Genomic DNA, 22,858 nt, shown 5'->3' on the forward strand with positions numbered 1-22,858 from the left:
GCCGTATGGGCGGCGAGAATTGCGGAACCCTCGATTCCCCTTCCCTCCCGTTCTAAACACCCGGAGTGTACATAGGTGGACACGAAGTGCTTGAAAATCTCTGAGTAGGGTCATGTGTAATTGGCCTGTCGATAGGCGTCGTCCTTCGTATGCGGAGTCCGGAGTGAGTGAAAGTAAAACGGTTAACCTTTTTCATCGGCCCGGTTTTCCGAGCTTCTTGGAAGGGATCTATCAAGGCCGGTTCGAATGGGACGTGATAAGTGATTTCGTTGCGCAGGATTCCGCCGACGAAAAGGCGGGGGACGCGGTGGTGGAACGCCTGGCGGATATCCTCAGGGACCGGGTGAACCCCACCGCCGTCGACGCCACCCGGGAGCTCCCGGAAGGGCTGCTGGAGGAACTGCGCCGCGACGGGTTCCTGAATCTCCAGGACTCCCCGGACGTCGGCGGCCTGGGTCTCTCCGCCTACAACACCTTCCGGGTCGTCCAGGCGGCGGCGAGCTGGTCGGTACCGGTCGCGCTGGTCCTCGGCATCCAGACGGCCGTCGGTTCCGGAACGTACCTGCGGGCGCTGCCGCCCGGTGACCTGTACTCCTACGTCGAACAGCGGCTGCTGGACGGCATCATCTCCGGTTCCGCCGACACGGAGCCCGCCGGCGCCTCGAACAGCGCCCGGCAGACCCGCGCCGTCCCCACCGACGATGGAGAAACGTTTCTCCTGACCGGTGAGAAGATCCATATCGGCAACGGCCCGATCGCGGACGTCGTGACCGTCTCGGCGATGCTGGACGAGGACGGGCAGGACCGTCCCCGGCTGTTCTTCGTGGAGACCTCCGACCCGGGGTTCCGTATCCGTTCCCGCCACGAGTTCATGGGGGTCAAGGGCTTCCCCAACGCGGCACTGGTCCTGGACGGCGTCCGGGTACCGCGCGCACGCATGATCGTCGAGGTCGACCCGGAGACCGAGGTGCGCATCACCCCGGAACTCACCATGGCCGTGGTCCGGGGCAGGCTGCATCTGATCACCGCCCCCGGACTCGCCATCTCCAAACTCTGCCTGGAATGGTCCCGGAACTTCCTCAACCGGCGTACGGTCGACGGCCGTCCACTGGGGGACCGGGAGGAAATCCAGCACATGGTGTCCTCCACCATGGCCGATGTCTTCGCCATCCAGGCGCTCGCCGAATGGAGTCTGCTCCCCGCGGACCAACCCGGCCTCGGCATCAATGTGGCATTCGAACAGAACGTCACCAAGGCGATCAGCGCGGAGATCTGCTGGCGGGTCGCCGACCGCACCATGGACCTGCTCGCCGGAGAAGGCTTCGAGACGGCGCCCAGCAAAGCGCGGCGCGGCGTGCCGGCCCTTCCGCTGGAGCGCTTCTACCGGGACGCCAGAAACCTCCGGATATCCGGCGGGGTTTCCTTCCTCCTCCAATTCTGGGCCGCCCGCATGAGCCAGTTCACGTATTACGGACCGGACCGCGCCCGGCCGACGGACGCGCCCCCGCCGGATCCGGGCCGGCCGGCCGCTCCCGTACAGGAGCCGCGTACCGACGGCCTCGACCCCGTGAACGCCGGGCATCTGCGCTTCGCCGCCGCCGAAACCCGGCGCCTCGGCGCCGCCTGCGAGGAGTTCACCGCCGACCACCCCGCGCCCGGGCTCTTCGACCATCAGCACCGCCTCATCGCCTACAGCCGGATCGCCGACGAGATCCTGACCATGTCGGTCGTGCTGGCCCGGGCGGCCCGCCTGCACCGCGAGGGCGGCACCGGGGCCCAGGACCTCGCCCACATCCACTGCGCGCGGGCCAGGGACCGGCTCGCCGGGCTGTGGCGGCAGGCCGAGCCCGAGACGGCCGGCCCCGGCCACGCGGCCGTGAGCGACGCCTGGCTCGGCGGCGACGACCGGTACGCCTCCCTCACCGACGGCGTGATCACCGACATACCGCCCACCGCCGACACCCACCCGGGGGAGCGATGAAGAAGGACAAGAACCGCAGCGGGGCGAGCGCGCCGCGCGAAGCCTCCCCGGTCGCCTCGTCCCCGACCGGGGCGACCGAGGCGACCGGGGCAGCGACCGGGGCAGCCACCGCCCCCGCACGCGGGCTCCCGCTCTCCGTCGACCAGCAGGCCATCTGGGTGCACTGGCAGGTCGACCCGGACCGGACCAGCCACATCCTCCACATGCCGCTGCTGGCCGAGGAGGGCGAGCTCGACCTCGTACGGGTCCGGGCGGCGACCAGGGCGGTCGGGGAACGCTTCCCGATGCTCCGCGCCAGGGTCGTGGAGAGCGGCGAGGAGGCCGCACTGCTGTGGGACGACGCCCCCGGCATCCCGGTCACCGAGGTACGGACGGACCGCCCGCGCGCCGAGACGGTCGCCCACCACGGCGCGTTCCCCTTCGACCTGCGCCAGGGGCCGCTGGCCCGGGTCCAGGTGCTGCACGGACCCGACGGCACGGTCCTGCTCATCGACGTCCACCACCTGGTCTTCGACGGAGCCGCCTGCGGGCCGTTCCTGGCCGCCTTCCGGGACGCCTACGCGGGCAAGGACCTCGGCCCCGCCGACGACACCACGGCCCACGCCGAGTTCGCCCGCCGCCAGCACGAACTGACCCACGGCCCCCAGGGCGACACGCACCGGGAACACTGGCGCCGCACCCTCGGCGAGGACCTGCCCGATCCGCTCCGGATGCCGGGCCGCCCCGGCGAGCCCGCCTTCCACGAGGCCGTCCTCGACCCGGACCTGCTCGCCGCCACCCGCACCGCGGCCGCCGCCGCCCGCGTGCATCCGATGATCCCGCTGTACGCGGCCTTCTGCCTGCTCCTGCGTGCCCGTACCGGCCAGGATGACCTGATCGTCCCCACGCCGTACCACGGCAGGTCCCGCGAACTGGGCGAACGCGTCGGCTACTTCTCCAACGTGCTGCCGCTGCGCCACCGGCTGCCCGCCGGTGTCAGCCACCGCCGGATCCTGCGCGACCTGCACCACACCCTGCGCGAGGGCGTCCGGCACGGCGCCCTGCCCTACCCCGCTCTGCTGCGTGCCGCGGGTCTCACCGGGCAGCTCGCCCGCACCCACGCCGGACAGGTCAACTTCCAGTACTGGCCCGCCCCTCCCGGGGACATCGACCTGACCGCCATCGCACTGGACAGCCCGGACAGTCCGGGCGGCACCGCGGTGCTGCGGCTGCTGGCGATGGAGGACTACGCCGACCACACGCTCACCGTGATGCTGCGGGAGGACCCCCGCGGCTCCAGCCTGATCTGGAAGGACCCCACCGGGGCCGTCGGACGCGCCACCGTGGAGGAACTGGCCGCCGCCTACCCGGTGGTGCTGGCCGCGCTGATCGCGGACCTCGACGCCACGCTCGGCGAACCCGTCCCGGAAGCCGCCGTAGCCCTTGACCGGCCGTCGCCCGAGGCGTCGCCGATGGACGAGCGGGCGTGGAACACGGGCACCGACGCCGGCTTCCCCGACGTGTCCCTGCCCGGGCTGCTGCGCACCCGCGCCACCGCCACCCCGGACGCCGTCGCCCTCTCGCACGGCGCGCGGCGGCTGACCTACGCCGAGCTGACCGACCGCGCCGCCACCCTCGCCCGGGGACTCGCCGCCCGGGGGGTGCGCCCCGGCGACCTGGTCGCACTCCTGCTGCCGCGCGGTGTCGCCCAGGTGGAAGCGGTCCTCGCCACCCTGTTCGCCGGAGCGGTGTACGTACCGCTGGACGTGGCGGTGCCCGCCGAGCGCCACCGGCTGATCCTTGAGGACAGCCAGGCGGTCTGCCTGGTCACCGACGGGCGGCGCGGCGTCCCCGGCTTCACCGGTCCGGTGATCGCACTGGACGAGCTGCGGGACGTACCCGAGGGGGACCTGCCGGAGACCGACCCCGGCTCTCCCGCCTACGTGATCTTCACCTCCGGCACCACCGGACGCCCCAAGGGTGTGGTGATCACCCACCGCAACGTGGTGCGGCTCGTGGTCAACGACAAGCTGCCCTACACCTTCGGCCCCGGCGATGTGTGGACGATGTTCCACTCCTACGCCTTCGACGTCTCCGTCTGGGAGATGTTCGGCTGCTTCGCCCACGGCGGACGACTGGTGGTGGTGGGCAGCGACGAGGCCCAGGACCCGCAGCGCCTCCTCGCCCTGCTGCGCTCCGAGAACGTCACGGTGCTCAGCCAGACCCCCAGCGCCTTCGCCCAGCTCACCGGCGTGCACACGAGCGGACAGGACCCGCTGGACGCCCTGCGCTACGTGATCTTCGCGGGCGAGAAACTCGACCCGGGATCCCTCGCCGGGTTCGCGGCCCGCCACCCGCGCACGGCCCTGGTCAACATGTACGGGATCACCGAGGTCACCGTCCACACCACCTTCCGCGAGGTCACCGCGCAGGACATCGGGACCGGCCGCAGCAACATCGGCGAACCCCTGCCGACGACCACCCTCTTCATCCTCGGCCCCGACCGGGAGCCGCTCCCGGCCGGCGAGACCGGAGAGATCTGGGTGGGCGGCCTCGGCGTCGCCGTCGGCTACCTCAACCGGCCCGAACTCACCGCCGAGCGCTTCCTCCCCAACCCGTTCGGCGAGGGAACCCTGTACCGCAGCGGCGACCTGGCCCGCCGCCTGCCCGACGGCACCGTCGAATACGTCGGACGGGCCGACCAGCAGGTCAAGATACGCGGCTACCGGATCGAACCCGGCGAGATCGAGAACCGGCTCCTCGAACACCCGGCCGTCGAGGGCGCCGTCGTGCTGGCCGAGGCCGGACCCGGCGGCGAGGCGCGACTCGTCGCCTACCTGCTGCCGCACGGCACCCCGCCCACCACCGCTTCCCTCCGGACCGCTTCCCTCCGGGGCCACCTCGCGGCGCGCCTTCCCGCCTACATGGTCCCGGCACGGTTCCTCACCGTGGCGGCCTTCCCCCTGACGGTCAACGGGAAGACCGACACCAGGCGGCTGCGGGAGACCGGAACACCGCTGGAGACCGGCCAGGACACCGACCCGCCGCGCACCGCGACCGCCCGCGCCGTGGCCGAGGTCTGGTCGGATCTGCTGAAGGTCCGCGATCCGGGCGCCGGCCAGTCCTTCTTCGAACTCGGCGGCCACTCCCTGCTCGCCGCCCGCACCCTGCGGGAGACCGCCGAACGCCTCGGCGGGCCCGTACCGCCGCTGCGGACGCTCTTCGACCACCCGGTGCTCCAGGACTTCGCCGACGCCCTCGACCGGCTCACGGACCGGCCCGGGCTTGCACCGGCCCCCGCACCCGTCCGGACCGGGGGACCGCTGCCCGCCTCCGGCTTCCAGCAGCGGATCTGGTTCGACGAACAGTTCCTCGAAGGCGGAGCCCTTTACCAGGTGCCCATGGTGTGGCGGGTCCGCGGACGCCTGGACCCGGCCGTCCTGCGCACGGCACTGCACCGGATGACCGAACGCAACGAGATCCTCAGGACCGCCTTCGTCCAGCGGGACGGCGCCCTGTGGCAGGAACCCGGCGCCCCCTGGCAGCCGGAGGTCGACCACCAGGACCTGACCGCGACCACCGGCCACGACCGCGACCACAGCCACGACCAGGACCACAGCCACGACCACGACCAGGAGGTGACCGAGCGGCTGCGGGCCGCCGCCCGGCAGCCCGTCGACCCGGCCTCCGGCAGGCTCCTGCGCGTCACCCTGTTCGACCTGCCAGGGGAGGAACAGCTCCTCCTCCTCAACACCCATCACCTGGTCTGGGACGGCGGCTCCGCACAGCCCTTCCTGTGTGAACTCGCCGACTGCTACGCCCAGGCGCTCGACCCCCACGCGCCGCCGCCCGCGCCCCGCCCCCAGTTCCGGGACGCGCTGAGCGGCCGGGCCGCCGCCGACGTCTCCACCGGTCTCGGCCACTGGGCCGCCCGGCTGGACGGCGCCCCAGCCCACCCCGCCTTCGAACCGCCCGCCACCCCGGGCCCCCACGGCAGGGTCCCCGTCCCGCTCCCCGCCGAACTGCCCCGCCTCCTCGGCGAACTGGGGACACAACACGGGGTGAGCCCGGCCATGGTCTTCGCCGCCGCGCTCGCCGCCGCCCTGCACGGCTGGACCGGCCAGGACGACGTGACCTTCGGAACCCCGGTCGCCGGACGGACCGACGAGGAACACGCCGAGGTCATCGGACCGCTGCTGAACACCGCCGTCCTGCGCTCCACCACCCACCGGGGGGAGACCCTCGGCGAGCTGCTCGGCCGGCTGCGCGACACCGTCCTCGACGCGATCGACCACCAGGACGTCCCCTTCGAGGACGTGGTGGAGCGCCTCAACCCACCGCGCCTGCCCGGCCGGAGCCCCTACGTCGAGGTCATGCTCGCGGTGGAGTCCGAGCCGCCGGCCCCGGTGCTGGTGGGCCCCGGGCAGATGACCCCGTACCTCTTCGAGGACCCGGAGACGGACGCGCACGCCAAGTTCGCCCTGACCGTCGACTTCCGCGAACAGGACGGTCGGTTCACCGGACACCTCGCCCACCGCGGCGACCGGATCTCCGCCGAGGTGGCCCGGGCCTTCGCGGGCCTGCTGGGCCGCACGGTCGAGGCGCTCTGCGGCCCGCGGACCCAGCGCGTGGACGAGGTGCCGACGGCAGGCCCCGGGGAACTCGCCCGGATCACCGCCTTCGAGAAGGGCGCACCGGCCCACCCGGCCACCACCCTGCCCGCGCTGCTCGCCGAGCGGATCTCCCAGCGGCCCGGCGCGCCCGCCGTCGAGTCCTCCCGGGGCGTCCTCCACTACGGCGAACTGCACACACGGGCCCTGCGGTTGTCCGCCCGTATCCGCACCGCCGTCCAGGACCGCGAACCGATCGTGGCCGTGGTCCTGGGCCGCGGCCCCGACCTGGTGACGGCCATGCTCGCCACCTGGTACGCCGGGTGCGCGTTCTGCCCGATCGACCCGGACTACCCGGACGAACGCGTCCGGCTGACCCTGAAGGACGTCGCCGCCGGAGCCGTCGTCACGGAGCCGGGCCGGTCCTCCGCCACCGGCGACGTCCCGGTCCTGGAAGTCGGCGACCCGTCCGCGTACCCGGTGGACGGCCCGCTGCCCGAGCCGCACACGCCCACCCCCGAGAGCCCCGCCTATGTGCTCTACACCTCGGGGACGACCGGACGGCCCAAGGGAGCGGTCCTCAGCCACCACGGCCTGGCCCAGCTCGCGCTGTGGCACATGGAGGCGTACGACATCACGCCCGAGGACCGGGCGAGTCATCTGTCCAGTGTGGGCTTCGACGCCACCCAGTGGGAGATCTGGCCCTATCTGGCCGCCGGAGCCTGTGTGGTCGCCCATGACCGGCGTGTCGTGGTGCCCGAACTGGCGCCGTGGCTCGCCAAGCACCGCATCACCATGACCTATCTGTCCACCCCGGTCGCCGAAGCGGTGTGGGGCACCGGAGCGGACCTCCCCGCGCTGCGCTGGATGCTGTTCGCCGCCGCCGCCCAGACCCGGCGCCCGCCCACCGGCCTCGGCTACCGGGTCGCCAACAACTACGGGCCCACCGAAGGCAGCGTCGTCGCCACCTGGCAGCCGGGACCGATGCCCCAGGACGCCCCGCTGAACGTCGTAGGCCGCCCGATCACCGGCAAATCGGTGTACGTGGTGGACCCGGCAGGGCGCCGCTGCCCGATCGGGGTGACCGGCGAACTCCTCATCGGCGGGGTCGGTATCGCCCTGGAGTACCGGGGCAACCCGGAGCTGACCCGGGAGCGGTTCCTGCCGGCCGGCCCCGGCGGAGCCCCCGGCCCCGTCTACCGGACCGGTGACCGGGCCCGCTGGCGGGAGGACGGCACCCTGGAGTTCCTCGGCCGCGTCGACCGCCAGCTCAAGGTACGCGGCCACCGCATCGAACCCCAGGAGGTCGAGGCGGGACTCCTCGCCGACCCCCGGGTCCTGCGGGCCTATGTGTCCGGGGACGCGACGACCCTGGTCGCCCATGTGGTGCCCGCCGCCCCGGACGCCCGGGACAGCCGGCGCGTCCTGGAGGCGCTCGCCGCCCGCCTGCCGGCCCATCTGGTGCCCGACGCCCTGATGTGGCTCGACGAACTGCCCACGACCGCCCACGGAAAGGTCGACGTCGCCCGGCTGCCCCGGCCCGGCCGCGACGACCTGGCGGGCACCCAGAGCTGGGTGGAGCCCGCCGACCGCCTGGAACAGCGGATCGCCGCCGTCTGGGCCACCGTCCTGGACCTCGAACGGGTCGGCGCCGCCGACAACTTCTTCGACCTGGGCGGCAACTCCCTGAAACTCGCCACCCTCCATGCCCGCCTGCTGAAGGAACTGGACCGGGAGATCCCCGTACACCGGCTCTTCGAATTCCCGACGGTACGCCGGCTCGCCCGCTTCCTCGCCCCGGAGGACGACGGCCCGGCCACGCCCTCACCGGCCGCCCGCGACGACATCGACGCACGGGCCGCCCGCTGGCGAACCCCCGCGCCGCGGCAGTCGCCCGCCGCCCATGGAACTCCCCGGAGGAACCGCAACTCATGACGACGAATCAGCAGATCGCGGTCATCGGCATGGCCGCCCGCATGCCCGGGTCCACCGGCATCCCCGGTTTCTGGGCGGACCTGCGGGCGGGCCGGGAAGGACTGACCCGCTTCACTACCGAGCAGTCCCTCGCCGCCGGGGTGGACCCCGCACTGAGCCGGCACCCCGACTACATACCCGTACGCGGCACCATCGACGGCGGCGACCGGTTCGACCACTCCTTCTTCGGCTACAGCCCGGCCGAGGCCGCCACCATCGACCCGCAGCAGCGCGTCTTCCTGGAAGTGGCCTCCACCGCCCTCGACGACGCCGGTATCGACCCGGCCCGGCTCAACGGCTGGATCGGCGTCTACGCCGGAAGCGACATCACCCCCGACCGCACCCCCGGCGAAGGGGAACTGCTGAGCCAGGTGATCGGCGCGGAGAAGGACTTCGTCGCCACCAGGGTCGCGTACAAGCTCGGACTGCGCGGCCCCGCGCTGGCCGTCCAGACCGCCTGCTCCACCTCCCTGGTCGCCGTCCACCAGGCATGCAACGCCCTCCTGTCCCACGACTGCGACGTGGCCCTGGCCGGCGGTGTGTCCCTGCGCCTGCCCCAGTGGACGGGGTACCAGTACAGCGAGGGCCACATCATGTCCCGCGACGGACACTGCCGCCCCTTCGACGCCGACGGCTCCGGCACCGTCCCCAGCAGCGGGGCCGGCGTGGTCGCCCTGCGCCGCCTGGAGGACGCGCTGGCCAGCGGGGACCGCGTCCTCGCGGTGATCCGCGGCTGGGCGCTCAACAACGACGGCGGCAGCAAGGTCGGCTACACCGCCCCCTCGGTCACCGGGCAGCGCGACGTCATCAGGCTGGCCCTGGCCCGGGCCGGCGCCGACCCCGCCGACATCGGCTGCGTCGAGGCGCACGGCACCGCCACCAGGATCGGCGACCCGATCGAGATGGCCGCACTCACCTCGGCGTTCCGGGACAGCACCGACCATGTGGGCACCACCTGGCTCGGCGCGGTGAAGAGCAACATCGGCCACACCGGGGCCGCCGCCGGCGTCGCCGGACTGATCAAGACCGTGCTCCAGCTCCACCACCGCGAGATCGCCCCGACCGTGCACTACCGGTCGCCCAACCCCGCCCTCAACCTGGCGGAGAGCCCCTTCAGGATCGCCACCGAGGTACAGCCCTGGGACACCGAAGGGCCGCTGCTCGCCGGTGTCAGCTCCTTCGGCATCGGCGGCACCAACGCCCATGTGGTCCTGGAGAGCGCGCCACGCCTCACCCGGACCGCCCAGACCGCCCGGCCCCGCGTCTTCCCGCTCTCCGCGCACAGCCCCTGGGCGCTGGAGAAGCTGCGCACCTCGGTCGCCGACGCGCTCACCGCCCCGGCCCTCGGCTCCACATCCGCCCCCGCCTCCGCCTCCGCCTCCGCCTCCGACGACGGGACCGCAGACAGGCTCGGTGACGTGGCCTTCACCCTCGCCGAAGGACGCCGCAGGCTCCCGTACCGCACGGCGGTCGTCGCCGGTGACCGGGAGAGCCTCGCCGCCGCCCTGCGCGCCCCCGCCGACCCGGTCGAGCACCGCGGCGCCACCCCCGCCGTCGCCTTCGTCTTCCCCGGCCACGGCACCCTCCACCAGGGCGCAGGAGCCGCCGCCCACCGGCTGCTGCCCGAGTTCCGCAGGGTCTTCGACGAAGCCGCCCTGATCGTCCGGGAGCGGTACGGCCTCGACCTGAGCGCCCTGGTCACCGGCCGGGACGCCCCCGTCGAGGAGATCACCTTCCAGCAACTCGCCCTGTTCACCCTCGGCTACGCGCTCGGCCGCCAGTTGCGCGTCTGGGGAGTGCGGCCCGCGTCGATGATGGGCAACAGCGTCGGCGAGTACGTCGTCGCCGCCCTCGCCGGGGTCTGGAACCTGGAGGACGCCCTGTCCCTGGTCCATCTGCGGGGCCGGGGGATGCTGTCCGCCGCCCCGGGCCGGATGGTCGCCGTCGTCCGCAGGCCCGGCAGGGAACTCGGGATCCCCGACGGCGTCACCCTCGCCATCGACGCCCCGCACCAACTCGTGCTCTCCGGCGAGGCGGAACCGGTGATGAAGGCGCACCGGACCTGGGAGGCCGAGGGCTGGTCCTGCCGGATCCTGGAGATCGACCGCGCCTCGCACTCCCCGATGATGGACGCGCCCGCCGCGGAACTGCGGGCCGTCGCCGCCACCACCCCCACGGGCGGCACGGATCTCGGGGACACCGTCGTCGTCTCCACCCTCACCGGCGAAGCGGTCGAACCCGGGCAGCTCACCGACCCCGGACACTGGGGCGACCATCTGCGCGGCACCGTCCAGCTCCGGCGCGCCATCGGCACCCTCCTGGACGCCCCCCACGACCTCGTCGTCGAACTCGGCCCCGGGCAGAGCACGTTGCGCGGGCTGCGGATGCACCCCGACTGGAACACCGCCACCCCGGCGATCCCCGCGCTGGGCCGCTCCGCCGACCAGGAGACCGAGAGCGTCCTCGAACTCTGCGCCACCCTCTGGGAGCACGGCGTCGCGGTCGACCTGGCCGGACTCCTCGACGCCGACGAGCCGTCCATCACCGAACTGCCCGCCCACCCCTACGAGCCCAAGCCCCTCCCGGCCCGCCCCACCACCGCTGCCGCCGCCGCGCCGGAGGCGCCCGGACACCCCGAGCCCGCCGCTCTCGCCGCGCCGGAGACGCACCCGACCCTCACCACCGACGCCTGGACCTCCATCTCCCGGCGCCTGTCCGCGCACAGCGCCGCCGCGGTCGGCGAGCGCCTCGCCGCCGAACTGGGCCTGCCGGCCACCGACGACCGGTTCACCGGGCTCACCGCCTCCGTCGTCGTCGCCGAACTGCCGGACGACGACGACCGGGCCGCACCGAGCGCCCTCGCCGACCGGGCCCGTACCGCCGGAGTCCAGCTCCTGCTGCTGGGCCGCGAAGTCTTCGACGTCCTGGACGACAGCATCGAAGCGGCCGCCCTCCCCTCGCCGGCCGCCGAGTGGCTCGGCCACCGGGAGACCGCCGGCGACCGGACCACCCTCCTCGACATCGGCCCCGCCGGACGCCCGGACTGGCTCCCCGCCCCGTGGCCGGGCGCCACCCGCTACGCCTGGCGAGGCAGCGGCTGGTGGGCGCTGCTGCCCCGGCCCGTCCCTGTCGAGCCGGTGACCGACGCCCCCCGGGTGGCCCTGGTCACCGACGACCCCGACGCCACCGTGCTCGCCGCCGACCTCGCCGCGGCCGGCGTCCACGTCGCCTCCCTGACCGGCGACGGCCCTCCGCCCGCCCGGCCGACGGCCGGCACGATCGCCGCCACCCAGACCTGGCGGGCCGGATCGGCCCGGCTCTCCCAGCGGCCCGAGCTGAACACCCGCGTCGACCGCTACAGCGCCGGTCTCATCGCCCGCTTCGCCCTGGAGCGCGCCGGACTGCGCCCCGGCGACCGGATCGCCGCGTCCGAGCTGCGCCACCGGCTCAACCCCGGTGAACGGCTGACCCGTTTCTTCGACTTCCTGCTGCGCTCCCTCGTCGAGGAGGACGTCCTGCGGCCCGGACAGGTGGACGGCGCCGACGGCTACCTCGTCGCCGCCGGCCCCCAGGACCTGCTCGCGGCCGGCGCAGGACTCGGCGAGGTGGACGGCCTGCACCGGCTGCTCGACAGCATCGCCGCCGAACTGTCCGCGGTCTTCGACGGCGAGAAGGAACCGGTCGCCGTGCTCTGGCCCGACGGCGACGACAGCATGCTGCGCTCCTGGCTGCCGGACAACCGGCTGGAGATCTACGACGGAGGGTTCTGCCTCGACGCCCTGGAGGAGACGATACGTTCCCTCCACCGGACCTGGGGCGACCGCCCGCTGCGCATCCTGGAGGTCGGCGGCGGGCACGGCCTGTTCACCTGGCAGCTCCTCGAAGGCTGGCAGGACCGGGACAACGTCGACTACCACTTCACCGACATCAGCACCCTGCTGGTGCGCAGGGCCGCCAAGTACGCCCGTACCAACGGTGTCCGCGGAGTGCGCTTCTCCACCTACGACATGACCCGCGACCCGGTGGAACAGGGCCTCGCCGCGGGCAGCTTCGACCTGGTCATCGCGTACAACGTCATCCACGTCGCGCCCTCGGTGCACACGGCCCTGGGACATCTGCGCAGCCTGCTCTCCCCGTCCGGCGCGGTCTCCCTCGTGGAGGTCACCGACGTCACCCGGTGGAGCCATCTGCTGTGGGGTCTGGCACCGGGCTGGTGGGACTTCGACGACGAGCTGCGCAGCGACTCGATCGTCCTGGACGCGGCGACCTGGCGGCGGGCGCTCGCGGAGTCGGGGCTGCCGGAGATCACCGTGGTCCCGGACGGTGTCCCCTCGGACCACACCCTGATGATCGCGGCGCCGTCCCGCGCGACGGACGGGGCCCCCGCCGCACCGCCGTCCCCGGACGTCGACCTGGTGCTGTCCGTGCTGCGCTCGCCCGACGAGCGGACGGCACACGAGGCCACCGCCCGCTGGAAGTCCGTACGGTCCGAAGGGCCGCTCGCGGCCACCCCGGGCGTGCTGCTGAGCACCGGCCCGCTGGACGGGGCGACCCGTGCTCTGCTGGACTCCCCGGCGGACGCGGACTGGACACATCTGCACGCCGACCGGTTCGGTGCGGCGGTGCTCGACGCGCTGCCCGAGGTACTGGGCCAGCCCTGGCTGCCGCGTACGGTCCGGCTGCGGGCACCGGAGATCCCGGACACCGTGCCGGCCTCCGCCGCCCCCGCGCCCATGGCCCCGGCGGATGTCCCGGAGACCCTGCGCCCCGCGCCGGCCCCCGCCCCCGCGGGCCCGGACGCCCGCCTCGAACAAGCCCCGCCTGCCCCGCCTGCCGTCCCGGCCGCACCGGCCGCCGCTCCGGTGGCCGAACCGGTGGCGCCGGTTCCGGCCGTCGCCGGCCCGAGCGGCGCCCTCGCCGCCCTGGACGAGCTGTGGCGTTACGAACTGGGCGTGCCGCGCTCCCGGGCCGAGGACGACTTCTTCGCCCTCGGCGGCGAGTCGCTCGCCGCGGTCCACCTGCTGGCCCGGGTGCGGGACGTGTGCGGGATCAAGGTGCCGATGTCCGATTTCACCCGCGACCCCACCTACGGGTTCCTGGCGGGCCTGGTCGGCTCCGTACCGCAGCCGCGACAGCAGGCACAGCCCGAGCCGCAGCAACACGTACAGCACCAGCAGCACGCACAGCCACAGCTACAGCAGCAGGCACAGCAGCAGTCGCAGCGCCGGGCCGGGACGCGGACACCGGCCGACAGCCCGAACCTCATGACGCTGAACGACGCCGGTGAGGGCACCCCGCTCTTCCTCTCGGCCCCGGCTGCGGGCAGCGCGCTGTGCTACCGCGGACTCGCCAAGCACCTCGGCGACCGCCCCCTCTACGGCCTGGAGACCCCAGGTCTGCACGACGGACGCGCGCCGCTGAGTCGGCTGGAAGACATCGCGAACCACCATGTCGAGCTGATCCGGAGCATCCAACCGGACGGCCCGTACCTGCTCGGCGGATGGTCGTTCGGCATGATGCTCAGCCACGAGATCGCCCGTCAGATCATCGCCGACGGCGGGGCAGTGGCCCTGCTGTCGGGTGTGGACGGCTATCTCCCGAACACCGGTGGAATGCCCATGGTCACCCAGCCCGGCTTCCTCCTCGGCGGCCTGGTCTACAAGACCCAGGCGGTGCTCGGACTCGGCGGCGCGCAGCCGGCGGGAGCGAACGGACCGGAGCCGGACGACCGGATCCTGCGGATCGCGGACGTGACGCGCTGGCGCAGGCAGCGCGCCAGGGCCGGACGGCAGGAGAAGACGGCCGCCGACTTCGTCTCCGTGCACAACCACAGCATCGACGCGATGTTCCGCTACGTCCCCCAGCCCGTGAACTGCCCCGCCGTGATCCTCAAGGCCGGGCTGAACGAGCGCGGCCGGCTACGGCTGGAACGCGGGCTGCGCGGCCTCTACACCGCCGTGGAGGTCCGCTCGGTCGCCGGTGACCACTGGACCGTGATGGACCGCCGCAACGCCCCGGGTCTCGCCACACAGCTCAACCAGGCGCTGCGGCAGCACGACCCCCTGACACAGGAAGAGAACCACTGATGGTGACGATCGACCCGAACACGTTCAACACCGACCCCTTCCCACTGCTGCACCGCCTCCGGGAGGAAGCCCCGGTGCACCAGGTCGAGGTTCTGGACGGTCTGGGCCGGCCCCGCTGGCTGATCACCCGGTACGAGGACGCGCTCAAGGCGCTCAACGACCTGCGGTTCAGCAACGAGCTGTTCGCCGGCATGGGCCCGGCCGACGACGCGGGGGAGGCGGAGCCGAGCCTGGTCGCACAGGCGATCAAGAAGGCCGAGGCCGTGCAGGGCCGGGCGATGGCCAACCTCGACCCGCCGGACCACACCCGGCTGCGCAAGCTGGTCGTCAGATCGTTCAGCGCCAAGCGCATGGAGGCCCTGCGGCCCCAGGTCCAGGAGGTCACCGACGCCCTGCTGGACACGGTGGCCGGGCAGGACGAGTTCGACCTCCTGGAGACGCTCGCCTACCCCCTCTCGATCCGTATGGTGTGCACCCTGCTGGGCGTGCCGGCGGACGGCGTCGACGTGTTCCGCGGCGCCGCCGCGGTCCTCGCGGGCTTCATGAACGACGACGACTGGGCCCGGGAGACCCTCCGGAGCCTGGAGGGATTCGACGTCTACGTACGGCAGTTGGTGGCCGACAAGCGCGACGATCCCCGCGACGACATGCTCAGCGACCTCATCCACTCCACCGAGGAAGGCGGCAGGCTCACGGAGGAGGAGCTGGTCGCGATGGCCGGCCTGATGATCTTCGCCGGGCACGAGACCACCGTCCAGCTCATCACCAACGCGGTCCTCGCCCTGCACCAGAACCCCCGTCAGATGGCCGCCCTGCGCGCCGATCACGGGCTGCTGTCCGCCATGACCGACGAGGTGATGCGCTACGACGGGCCGATCAACCCGGGCATCAACAGGGTGGCCCGGGAGGACATCGAGATCGGCGGGGTGACCATCCCCAAGGGCGCCTCCGTCGTCATCGCCACCGCCGCAGCCAACCGCGACCCGCGGGCGTTCACCGACCCGGACCGCTTCGACATCACCCGCTCGCCCGACACCGTCCATCTGGGCTTCGGCCACGGCATCCACTACTGCCTCGGAGCCAGGCTGGCCAAGATCGAGGCGGAGTGCGCCATCGGGACCCTGCTGCGCCGCTACCCGCGCATCGCCCTCGCCACGGAGCCGGAGAACCTGCGGTGGCGCCCCGGATTCCTCCGTATGGCGGAGGAGTTCCGGATCCGGGTCGACGCCCCGTCCCCGCCGGCGGACGTGCCGGCCCATTCCCCCCACCGAGCAGGAGAGAACGCCCATGTCTGACAGCGGCTCCGCGAGCCACGCGCTCGTCGAGAACACCGAGGGCGACCTCGGCGTCTGGCCCGCGACCCGTCCGGTCCCACCGGGCTGGCGGCCGGCCGGCCATCAGGGCAGCCACACCTCCTGCCTGACGGAGGCCGACCGGCGCGGCCGCGAACGACCCGCGGACGCCCCCACCCCGCCGGAGGGCGACGCGGGCACCCTGCTGGAACTCTTCCGCCGTACGGTCGAGAACCACCCGGCCAGGCCCGCGGTCTCCGACCGCGAACACACCTACACGTACACCGCGCTCAACCGGCACTCCGACGGGCTCGCCCAGGCGCTCCTCGCCCGCGGCGTCCGCCCCGGCGACCACATCGCCTACCTGCTGCCCCGCGGCGTCGCCCCGTTCGTCGTCCTGCTGGCCACTCTCAAGGCCGGGGCCGCGTACGTACCGCTGGATCCGACGGCCCCCGACGACCGGCTGCGCCTGCTGATCGACCACAGCGGCGCCACCACGGTGATCACCCACCCGGAGATGGCCGGCCGGCTGGACGGCCTGGCCACGGCACGGCTCATGGAGTACGCGCCGGGCGACCACGCCGATCCCAAGCCGGGCCCCGCCACCGCGGCCGCACCCCGGCAGGGCGCGAGCGTCCTGTTCACCTCCGGATCCACCGGAGTGCCGAAGGCGGTGCTCCTGGAACACCGCAACCTGGTCCAGTTCGCCGAGAACCCGGCGCTGCCCGCCCTCACCCCGCAGGACCGGGTCGGCCACGTCTCCAACCTCGCCTTCGACGCCTTCCACTGGGAGACCTGGTGCGCCTTCGCCGCGGGCGCCGAGGTGGTCACCCTGCCCACCATGCCCGACCTGATCGGCGGCGACATGCGGCGCGAACTGAAACAGCGCCGGATCACCGCCATGCTCGTCCCCACCCTGGCCTTCAACCACCTGGCCCATGAGCAGCCGGAGACCTTCTCCTCGCTGCGGATCCTCGCCACCGGCGGCGACGTGGTGTCACCGGGCGCCTGCCGCGACCTGCTCGCGGCGGGCTTCGCCGGACAACTGGTCAACCTCTACGGCCCCACCGAGGCGGCCACCGCCTGCTCGGCCCACCCGGTCACCGACGCCGATCACCACGGCAGTGTGCCGATCGGCCGCGCCCTGGAAGGGATCGGCCTGCACATCCTGGACGAAACCCTGACCGAGGTGGCACCGGGTTCCGTCGGCCAGCTCCACATCGGGGGACCGGGCGTGGCCCGCGGCTACCACGGCCGGCCGGGACTGACGGCAGAACGGTTCCTTCCCGACCCCCACGGCGCTCCGGGCGGCCGACTCTACGCCACCGGGGACCTGGCGGTACGGGGCGAGGACGGGCTGCTGCGCTACGTCGGCAGGACGGACGACCAGGTCAAGGTACGCGGCTACCGGATCGAACCGCGCGAGGTCGAACGCGAGCTGGCCCGCCATCACCAGGTGCGCGACGTGGCCGTGGTCGTGGGCGGAGAGGGCGTCGACCGCTACCTCGCCGCACTCGTGGTGCTGTACGGCGACAGCTCCTTCGCCGCCCTGCGCGAGGCGGCCGCCTCCTCGATGCCCGACTACATGGTTCCCAGCGCCTTCATCAGCATCCCCGAGATGCCCTCCAACGACCGCGGCAAGCGGGACCTGGCACGGCTCCGGGAGATCGTGACGGACCACCAGAAACACCGCGCCGACCGGGTCGCGCCGAGCGATCCGGTGGAGATCCGGCTCGCCGACTTCTGGAAGGACCTGATCTCGGTCGACGAGGTGGGCCTCACCGACGACTTCTTCGCCCTGGGCGGCAACTCCCTCCAGGCGTTCCGGCTCCGACGGCGCATCGTCAAGGAGCTCGGCGTGGAGGTGAGCAACCGGGAGATCCTGGTGACCAGTGAGCTGGGGGCGCTCGCCGACCTGGTCCGCTCCAAAACCGGCCTCGTACCCTCCCGGAAGGAGGACGATCTCGTATGACGACTCCGACGATCGACCTCACCGACCCCGAACTGTTCCTCGGCGAGGACGCCGGGCCGATCTTCCGTCAGTTACGGCACAACGACCCGGTGCACCGGCACCCCCTCCCCGACGGCGGCGGCTTCTGGGCGCTCACCAGGTACGCGGACGTCGAGACCGCGTACAACGACCACACCTCGCTCAGCTCCGAGGGCGGGCCCATGCTCGGCGGATCGTTCCGCAGCGCCGCCGACCCGTCCGCCGGCCGGATGCTCGTCGCCTCCGACCTGCCCCGCCAGCGCCACATCCGCCAGCAGGTGCACCGTGCCTTCAGCAACGGGATGCTGCGACGGATCGCCACCCAGGTGACCACCCTGGTGGACACCGCGGTGCGCCGTGCCGTGGCCGACGGCGGCTGCGACTTCGCCACCGACATCGCCCCCGAGCTCCCGGCCGGCGCGATCATGGCGATGATGGGCGTCTCCCACACCGAAGCCCATGAGCTCATCGGCATGACCCGCCGCATGATCGGCTTCCGTGACCCGGTCTTCGCGGACCCCGGCGAGGACGAGCGGATCGGGCTCGCGGTGGTCCAGGCCGAGATCTTCGAGTTCTTCGCGGAGCTGCTGGCGGACCGCAGGAAGAACCCGAAGGACGACCTCGTCAGCATGCTGCTGCAGGCCCGGCGCAACGGACGCCCCTGGCCGGAGGAGGACATCCTCTTCAACTGCATGAACGTCGCCGTCGGCGGTAACGAGACCTCCTCGTACACAGCCTGCGCGGGCATCCTCGCGCTGCACCGGAACCCCGCGCAGAAGGCGCTCCTCCAGGCCGACCCGGAACTCACGGACGGCGCGGTCAACGAGATGCTCCGCTGGAGCTCGACCAACGCCTACGTCATGCGCCAGGCCGTCCGCGACTTCAAGATCGGCGGCCGGCTGATCCAGGACGGTGACACCGTGACCCTGTGGAACGCCTCGGCGAACTTCGACGAGACCCGCTTCCCCGATCCGGACACCTTCGACATCACCCGTACGCCGAACCGGCACCTGTCGTTCGGCATCGGTATCCATCGCTGCATCGGTGCGATGCTGGCCCAGATCGAACTCGGCATCCTGGTACGGCACATGACCGACAGCCGGGTCTCCTTCACCGTCTCCGGCCCGGTACGACGCCTGCGGTCGAACTTCATCCGGGGCACCACCAGCCTCCCCCTCACCATGACGGCCACGTCCGGCCTGTAGCCCCGCACACCAGGGGCCGGCAGCCGCCGACGCGGGCCCCTCCGGAACGCCCCGACCCACCTCGCAGGAGGGTCGGGGCGTTTCCTTGCGAGGTGGGCCGGGTGGCGCCGGATGGCATCGGGTGGCGCCTTGGTGGTGCTATCCGGTGCCATTCTGTGCGCCTGGACGCGCTTGAGCATGCATGGCGCCACCATTGCTCACCTAGGTGCCAGTGCATTTTGGCAGGTCAGAGAGGTTTCGGTCGGCGCGACGCCGAAGAGGTGGCATCACGGCTTGCGCATGGCGTCATTATGGTGCCATGATGGCGTCATGGACCTCACCCCGTATGTCGACACCCTCCGCCGCGAACTCGCGGTGGCCGCCGAAGCCGGCGGCGACGAAGCCCGCGAGCTGGCCGAGAGGCTCACCGCCCCCCTGGAGTCGGCGACCCGGTTGGCCATGCTCAACGTGCTCTCCGCCGCGACGGACGAGATCACCCGCGAACTCGCCCCCGGTTCGGTCGACGTACGGCTGCGCGGACTCGACCCCGACTTCGTGGTGACACCGCCGCCCACCGACAGTGCTCCCGCGGCGCCGGCCGCGCCCGCCGAACCGTTCAAGGCGTCGGCCCCGGCCGACGGCGACGAGGGCGGCACCGCCCGCGTCAATCTGCGTCTGCCGGCCCACCTCAAGACCCGCGCCGAGGAGGCCGCGAACCGCGAGGGCCTGTCGGTCAACGCGTGGCTCGTGCGGGCCGTGTCGTCCGCGGTCGACGGCGGCACCCGGCCGCGTGCGACGGAGAAGACCCAGACCTTCGGACAGAGCTTCACGGGCTGGGTGCGCTAGCCGCGCCCCACCCGTACCACTTCACCCACACCACGTCCCACCAGCGGGGACGCCCCGAAGACCCAAGAGGACGAGACAGCCATGCCTTCTTTCGACACACCCGAACCGATCTCGGTCACCGCACATGTGGAGGCCGGTTCCATCCAGTTCACCGCGGGTGACCGCCTCGACACCGTCGCCGACGTACGGCCCCGCGACCCGAAGCGGGACCAGGACGTACGGGCGGCCGACCAGACCGAGATCACGTACGCGAGCGGCGTACTGACCGTCAGGACGCCCAAGTCCAGCCTGTTCGGCCGCACCGGCGCCGTCGACGTGACGGTCGAACTGCCCGCGGGTTCGCGCATCGACATGACCGGCGCCTGGGCCCAGGTGTTCGGCGAGGGCCGGCTCGGCGAGGTCCGCGTGAAGATCTCGTCCGGCGACGTCCGCCTCGACGCCACCGGCCCGCTGAAGCTGACCGCGTCACACGGCTCGATCACCGTGGACCGGGTCGACGGCACGGCCGAGATCACCACCAGCTCCGGCAGCCTGCGCCTCGGCCTGGTCGACGGCGCCGCCGTCCTGAAGAACTCGCACGGCACCACGACCGTCGACGCCGCCACCGGCGAGCTGCGGGTGAGCGGTGCCAACGGCGACATCGAGATCCGGCGCGCCGAGGACTCGGTCACCGCCACCACCGCCCACGGCGCCCTGCGTGTGAGCGAAGTGGCCCACGGCACCGTCCAGTTGGAGACCTCCTTCGGCGCCATCGAGGTCGGCGTCCGCGAGGGCACGGCCGCCTGGCTCGATGTCAGCTCGGGCTCCGGCCAGGTACGCAACACGCTCACCGTGTCCGAGACCCCGGAGCGGACCGAGGACGCCGTCAAGATCCGGGCCCGCACCCGGCACGGCAACATCGACATCCGCCGCGCCAAGGTCTGAGCGCCGCATTCCCCACCGGCCCCACGCTCCGTCGGCCCCTAACGCGCGGCCCCCGCTCCACCGGCCCCCACGCCCCACCGGTCTCATCTTTCATCCACTTCAGCCTTCGAACGGAGGGCACCATGCCTTCTTCTGTCATGCCCACATCAAAGTCAGGTGACGGTCACTCGTCACCGACCGCCGTCTCCGCGGTAGGTCTGCGCAAGTCCTACGGGGACAAGACCGTCCTCGACGGGATCGATCTGCGTATCCCTGCGGGGTCCGTGTTCGCGCTGCTCGGCCCGAACGGCGCCGGCAAGACCACCGCCGTCAAGATCCTCTCCACGCTCATCACCGCCGACGGCGGGCAGGCCCAGGTCGCGGGCCACGACGTCGCCACGTCACCGGACGGGGTGCGTGCCGCGATCGGTGTCACCGGGCAGTTCTCCGCCGTCGACGGGCTGATCACCGGTGAGGAGAACATGCTCCTCATGGCGGACCTGCACCATCTGTCCCGGCGCGAGGGGCGGCGGGTCACCGCCGAACTGCTGGAGCGCTTCGACCTGGTGGAAGCAGCCAAGAAGCCGGCCGCCGGTTACTCGGGTGGCATGAGGCGCCGTCTCGACATCGCGATGACGCTGGTGGGCGGTCCGCGGATCATCTTTCTCGACGAGCCGACCACGGGGCTCGATCCGCGCAGCCGTCACACCATGTGGGGGATCATCCGCGAGCTGGTCTCGGGCGGCGTCACGGTCTTCCTCACCACCCAGTACCTGGAGGAGGCCGATGAACTCGCCGACCGTATCGCGGTGCTGAACAACGGGAAGATCGCCGCCGAGGGCAGCGCCGACGAGCTGAAGCGCCTCATCCCCGGCGGACACGTACGCCTCCGCTTCACCGACCCGTCCGCCTACCGCAGCGCCGCCGCCGCGCTGACCGAGGTCCAACGGGACGACGAGGCACTGGCGTTGCAGATCCCGAGCGACGGCAGTCAGCGTGATCTGCGTTCTGTTCTGGACCGGTTGGACTCGGCCGGTGTCGAGGCGGACGAGCTGACCGTGCACACCCCCGACCTCGACGACGTGTTCTTCGCCCTGACCGGCTCCGCCCACATCCCCGCCCACATCCCCGACCAGTCCAAGGAGACCGTCCGATGAGCGCCCTCTCCCTCGCCGTACGCGACGCGAACACCATGCTCCGCCGCAACCTGCTGCACGTGCGGCGCTACCCGTCCCTCACCCTCAACCTCCTGCTCACCCCGGTCGTCCTGCTGCTGCTCTTCGTCTACATCTTCGGCGACGTGATGAGCGCCGGAATCGGTGGCGGCGGGGCGGACCGGTCCGAGTACCTGGCGTATCTCGTCCCGGGTGTCCTGCTCCTGACCATCGGTGGCACCACGATCGGCAGCGCGGTGTCCGTCACCATGGACATGACCGAGGGGATCATCGCCCGTTTCCGTACGATGGCGATCCACCGCGGATCGGTGCTCATCGGGCATGTCGTCGGCAGCGTGCTGCAGTGCGTGATGAGCGTGGTCCTCGTCGGCGCCGTCGCGGTGGCCATCGGGTTCCGGTCCGCGGATGCCACCGCCCTGGAGTGGCTGGCGGCGTTCGGGCTGCTCACGCTGGTCGCCCTGGCGCTCACCTGGATCGCGGTCGGGATGGGGCTGTCCAGCCCGACGGTCGAGGCGGCCAGCAACAACGCCATGCCGCTGATGGTCCTGCCGCTTCTCTCCAGCGCCTTCGTCCCGATCGACGCGATGCCGGGCTGGTTCCGGCCGATCGCCGAGTACCAGCCGTTCACCCCCGCCATCGAAACCCTGCGCGGCCTGCTCCTCGGCACCGAGATCGGCCACAACGGCTGGCTGGCCGTCGCCTGGTGCCTCGCCCTGGCCGCACTCGGCTACTTCTGGTCCACGTCGCTGTTCAACCGCGACCCGAAGTAGCAGGAGGAGTGCCGGCCCGCAGCTTCGGGGCCGCGCCCGCAGCTCGTCCCGCCCCGGGGCGGCGTACG

Annotated in this window: 10 protein-coding genes; all 10 read left to right on the forward strand. The window is 72.3% G+C overall.

The features are described from left to right. Positions 1-112: 112 nt before the first annotated feature. The 10 genes from ACIO3P_RS27275 (at position 113) to ACIO3P_RS27320 (ending at position 22,790) form a co-directional block, all read left to right on the forward strand. Positions 113-1,981, forward strand: coding sequence for an acyl-CoA dehydrogenase family protein (locus ACIO3P_RS27275; RefSeq protein ID WP_329825378.1), 1,869 nt, complete (start codon positions 113-115; stop codon positions 1,979-1,981). Then, a complete protein-coding gene (locus ACIO3P_RS27280) occupies positions 1,978-8,505 on the forward strand; it encodes an amino acid adenylation domain-containing protein (protein ID WP_401853619.1) in 6,528 nt (2,175 codons plus the stop codon). The genes ACIO3P_RS27275 and ACIO3P_RS27280 overlap by 4 nt, the downstream gene beginning before the upstream one ends. Continuing rightward, positions 8,502-14,630, forward strand: coding sequence for a type I polyketide synthase (locus ACIO3P_RS27285; RefSeq protein ID WP_401853616.1), 6,129 nt, complete (start codon positions 8,502-8,504; stop codon positions 14,628-14,630). The genes ACIO3P_RS27280 and ACIO3P_RS27285 overlap by 4 nt, the downstream gene beginning before the upstream one ends. Further along, the gene (locus ACIO3P_RS27290) at positions 14,630-15,925 is read left to right on the forward strand and encodes a cytochrome P450 (RefSeq protein WP_329825381.1); all 1,296 of its coding nucleotides are present in this window, start codon (positions 14,630-14,632) and stop codon (positions 15,923-15,925) included. The genes ACIO3P_RS27285 and ACIO3P_RS27290 overlap by 1 nt, the downstream gene beginning before the upstream one ends. Next, positions 15,918-17,894 (forward strand): amino acid adenylation domain-containing protein, encoded by a 1,977-nt coding sequence (locus ACIO3P_RS27295; RefSeq protein ID WP_401853614.1) that lies wholly within the window; start codon positions 15,918-15,920, stop codon positions 17,892-17,894. The genes ACIO3P_RS27290 and ACIO3P_RS27295 overlap by 8 nt, the downstream gene beginning before the upstream one ends. After that, positions 17,891-19,117 carry a cytochrome P450 gene (locus ACIO3P_RS27300; protein ID WP_401853610.1) on the forward strand — a complete coding sequence of 409 codons (1,227 nt, stop codon included), beginning with the start codon at positions 17,891-17,893 and terminating at the stop codon, positions 19,115-19,117. The genes ACIO3P_RS27295 and ACIO3P_RS27300 overlap by 4 nt, the downstream gene beginning before the upstream one ends. A 309-nt stretch (positions 19,118-19,426) precedes the next feature. Continuing rightward, on the forward strand, positions 19,427-19,942 hold the full coding sequence (locus tag ACIO3P_RS27305) for a hypothetical protein (RefSeq protein WP_329825384.1): 516 nt from the start codon (positions 19,427-19,429) through the stop codon (positions 19,940-19,942). 81 nt (positions 19,943-20,023) lie between these two features. Further along, on the forward strand, positions 20,024-20,866 hold the full coding sequence (locus ACIO3P_RS27310) for a DUF4097 family beta strand repeat-containing protein (RefSeq protein ID WP_329825385.1): 843 nt from the start codon (positions 20,024-20,026) through the stop codon (positions 20,864-20,866). Between the two features lie 122 nt (positions 20,867-20,988). Further along, positions 20,989-22,002, forward strand: coding sequence for an ATP-binding cassette domain-containing protein (locus ACIO3P_RS27315; RefSeq protein WP_401853606.1), 1,014 nt, complete (start codon positions 20,989-20,991; stop codon positions 22,000-22,002). Further along, positions 21,999-22,790 (forward strand): ABC transporter permease, encoded by a 792-nt coding sequence (locus ACIO3P_RS27320; RefSeq protein ID WP_401853604.1) that lies wholly within the window; start codon positions 21,999-22,001, stop codon positions 22,788-22,790. The genes ACIO3P_RS27315 and ACIO3P_RS27320 overlap by 4 nt, the downstream gene beginning before the upstream one ends. Positions 22,791-22,858: the final 68 nt, after the last annotated feature.

This window comes from Streptomyces sp. NPDC087310 (genome assembly GCF_044744405.1).
Lineage (GTDB): Bacteria > Actinomycetota > Actinomycetes > Streptomycetales > Streptomycetaceae > Streptomyces.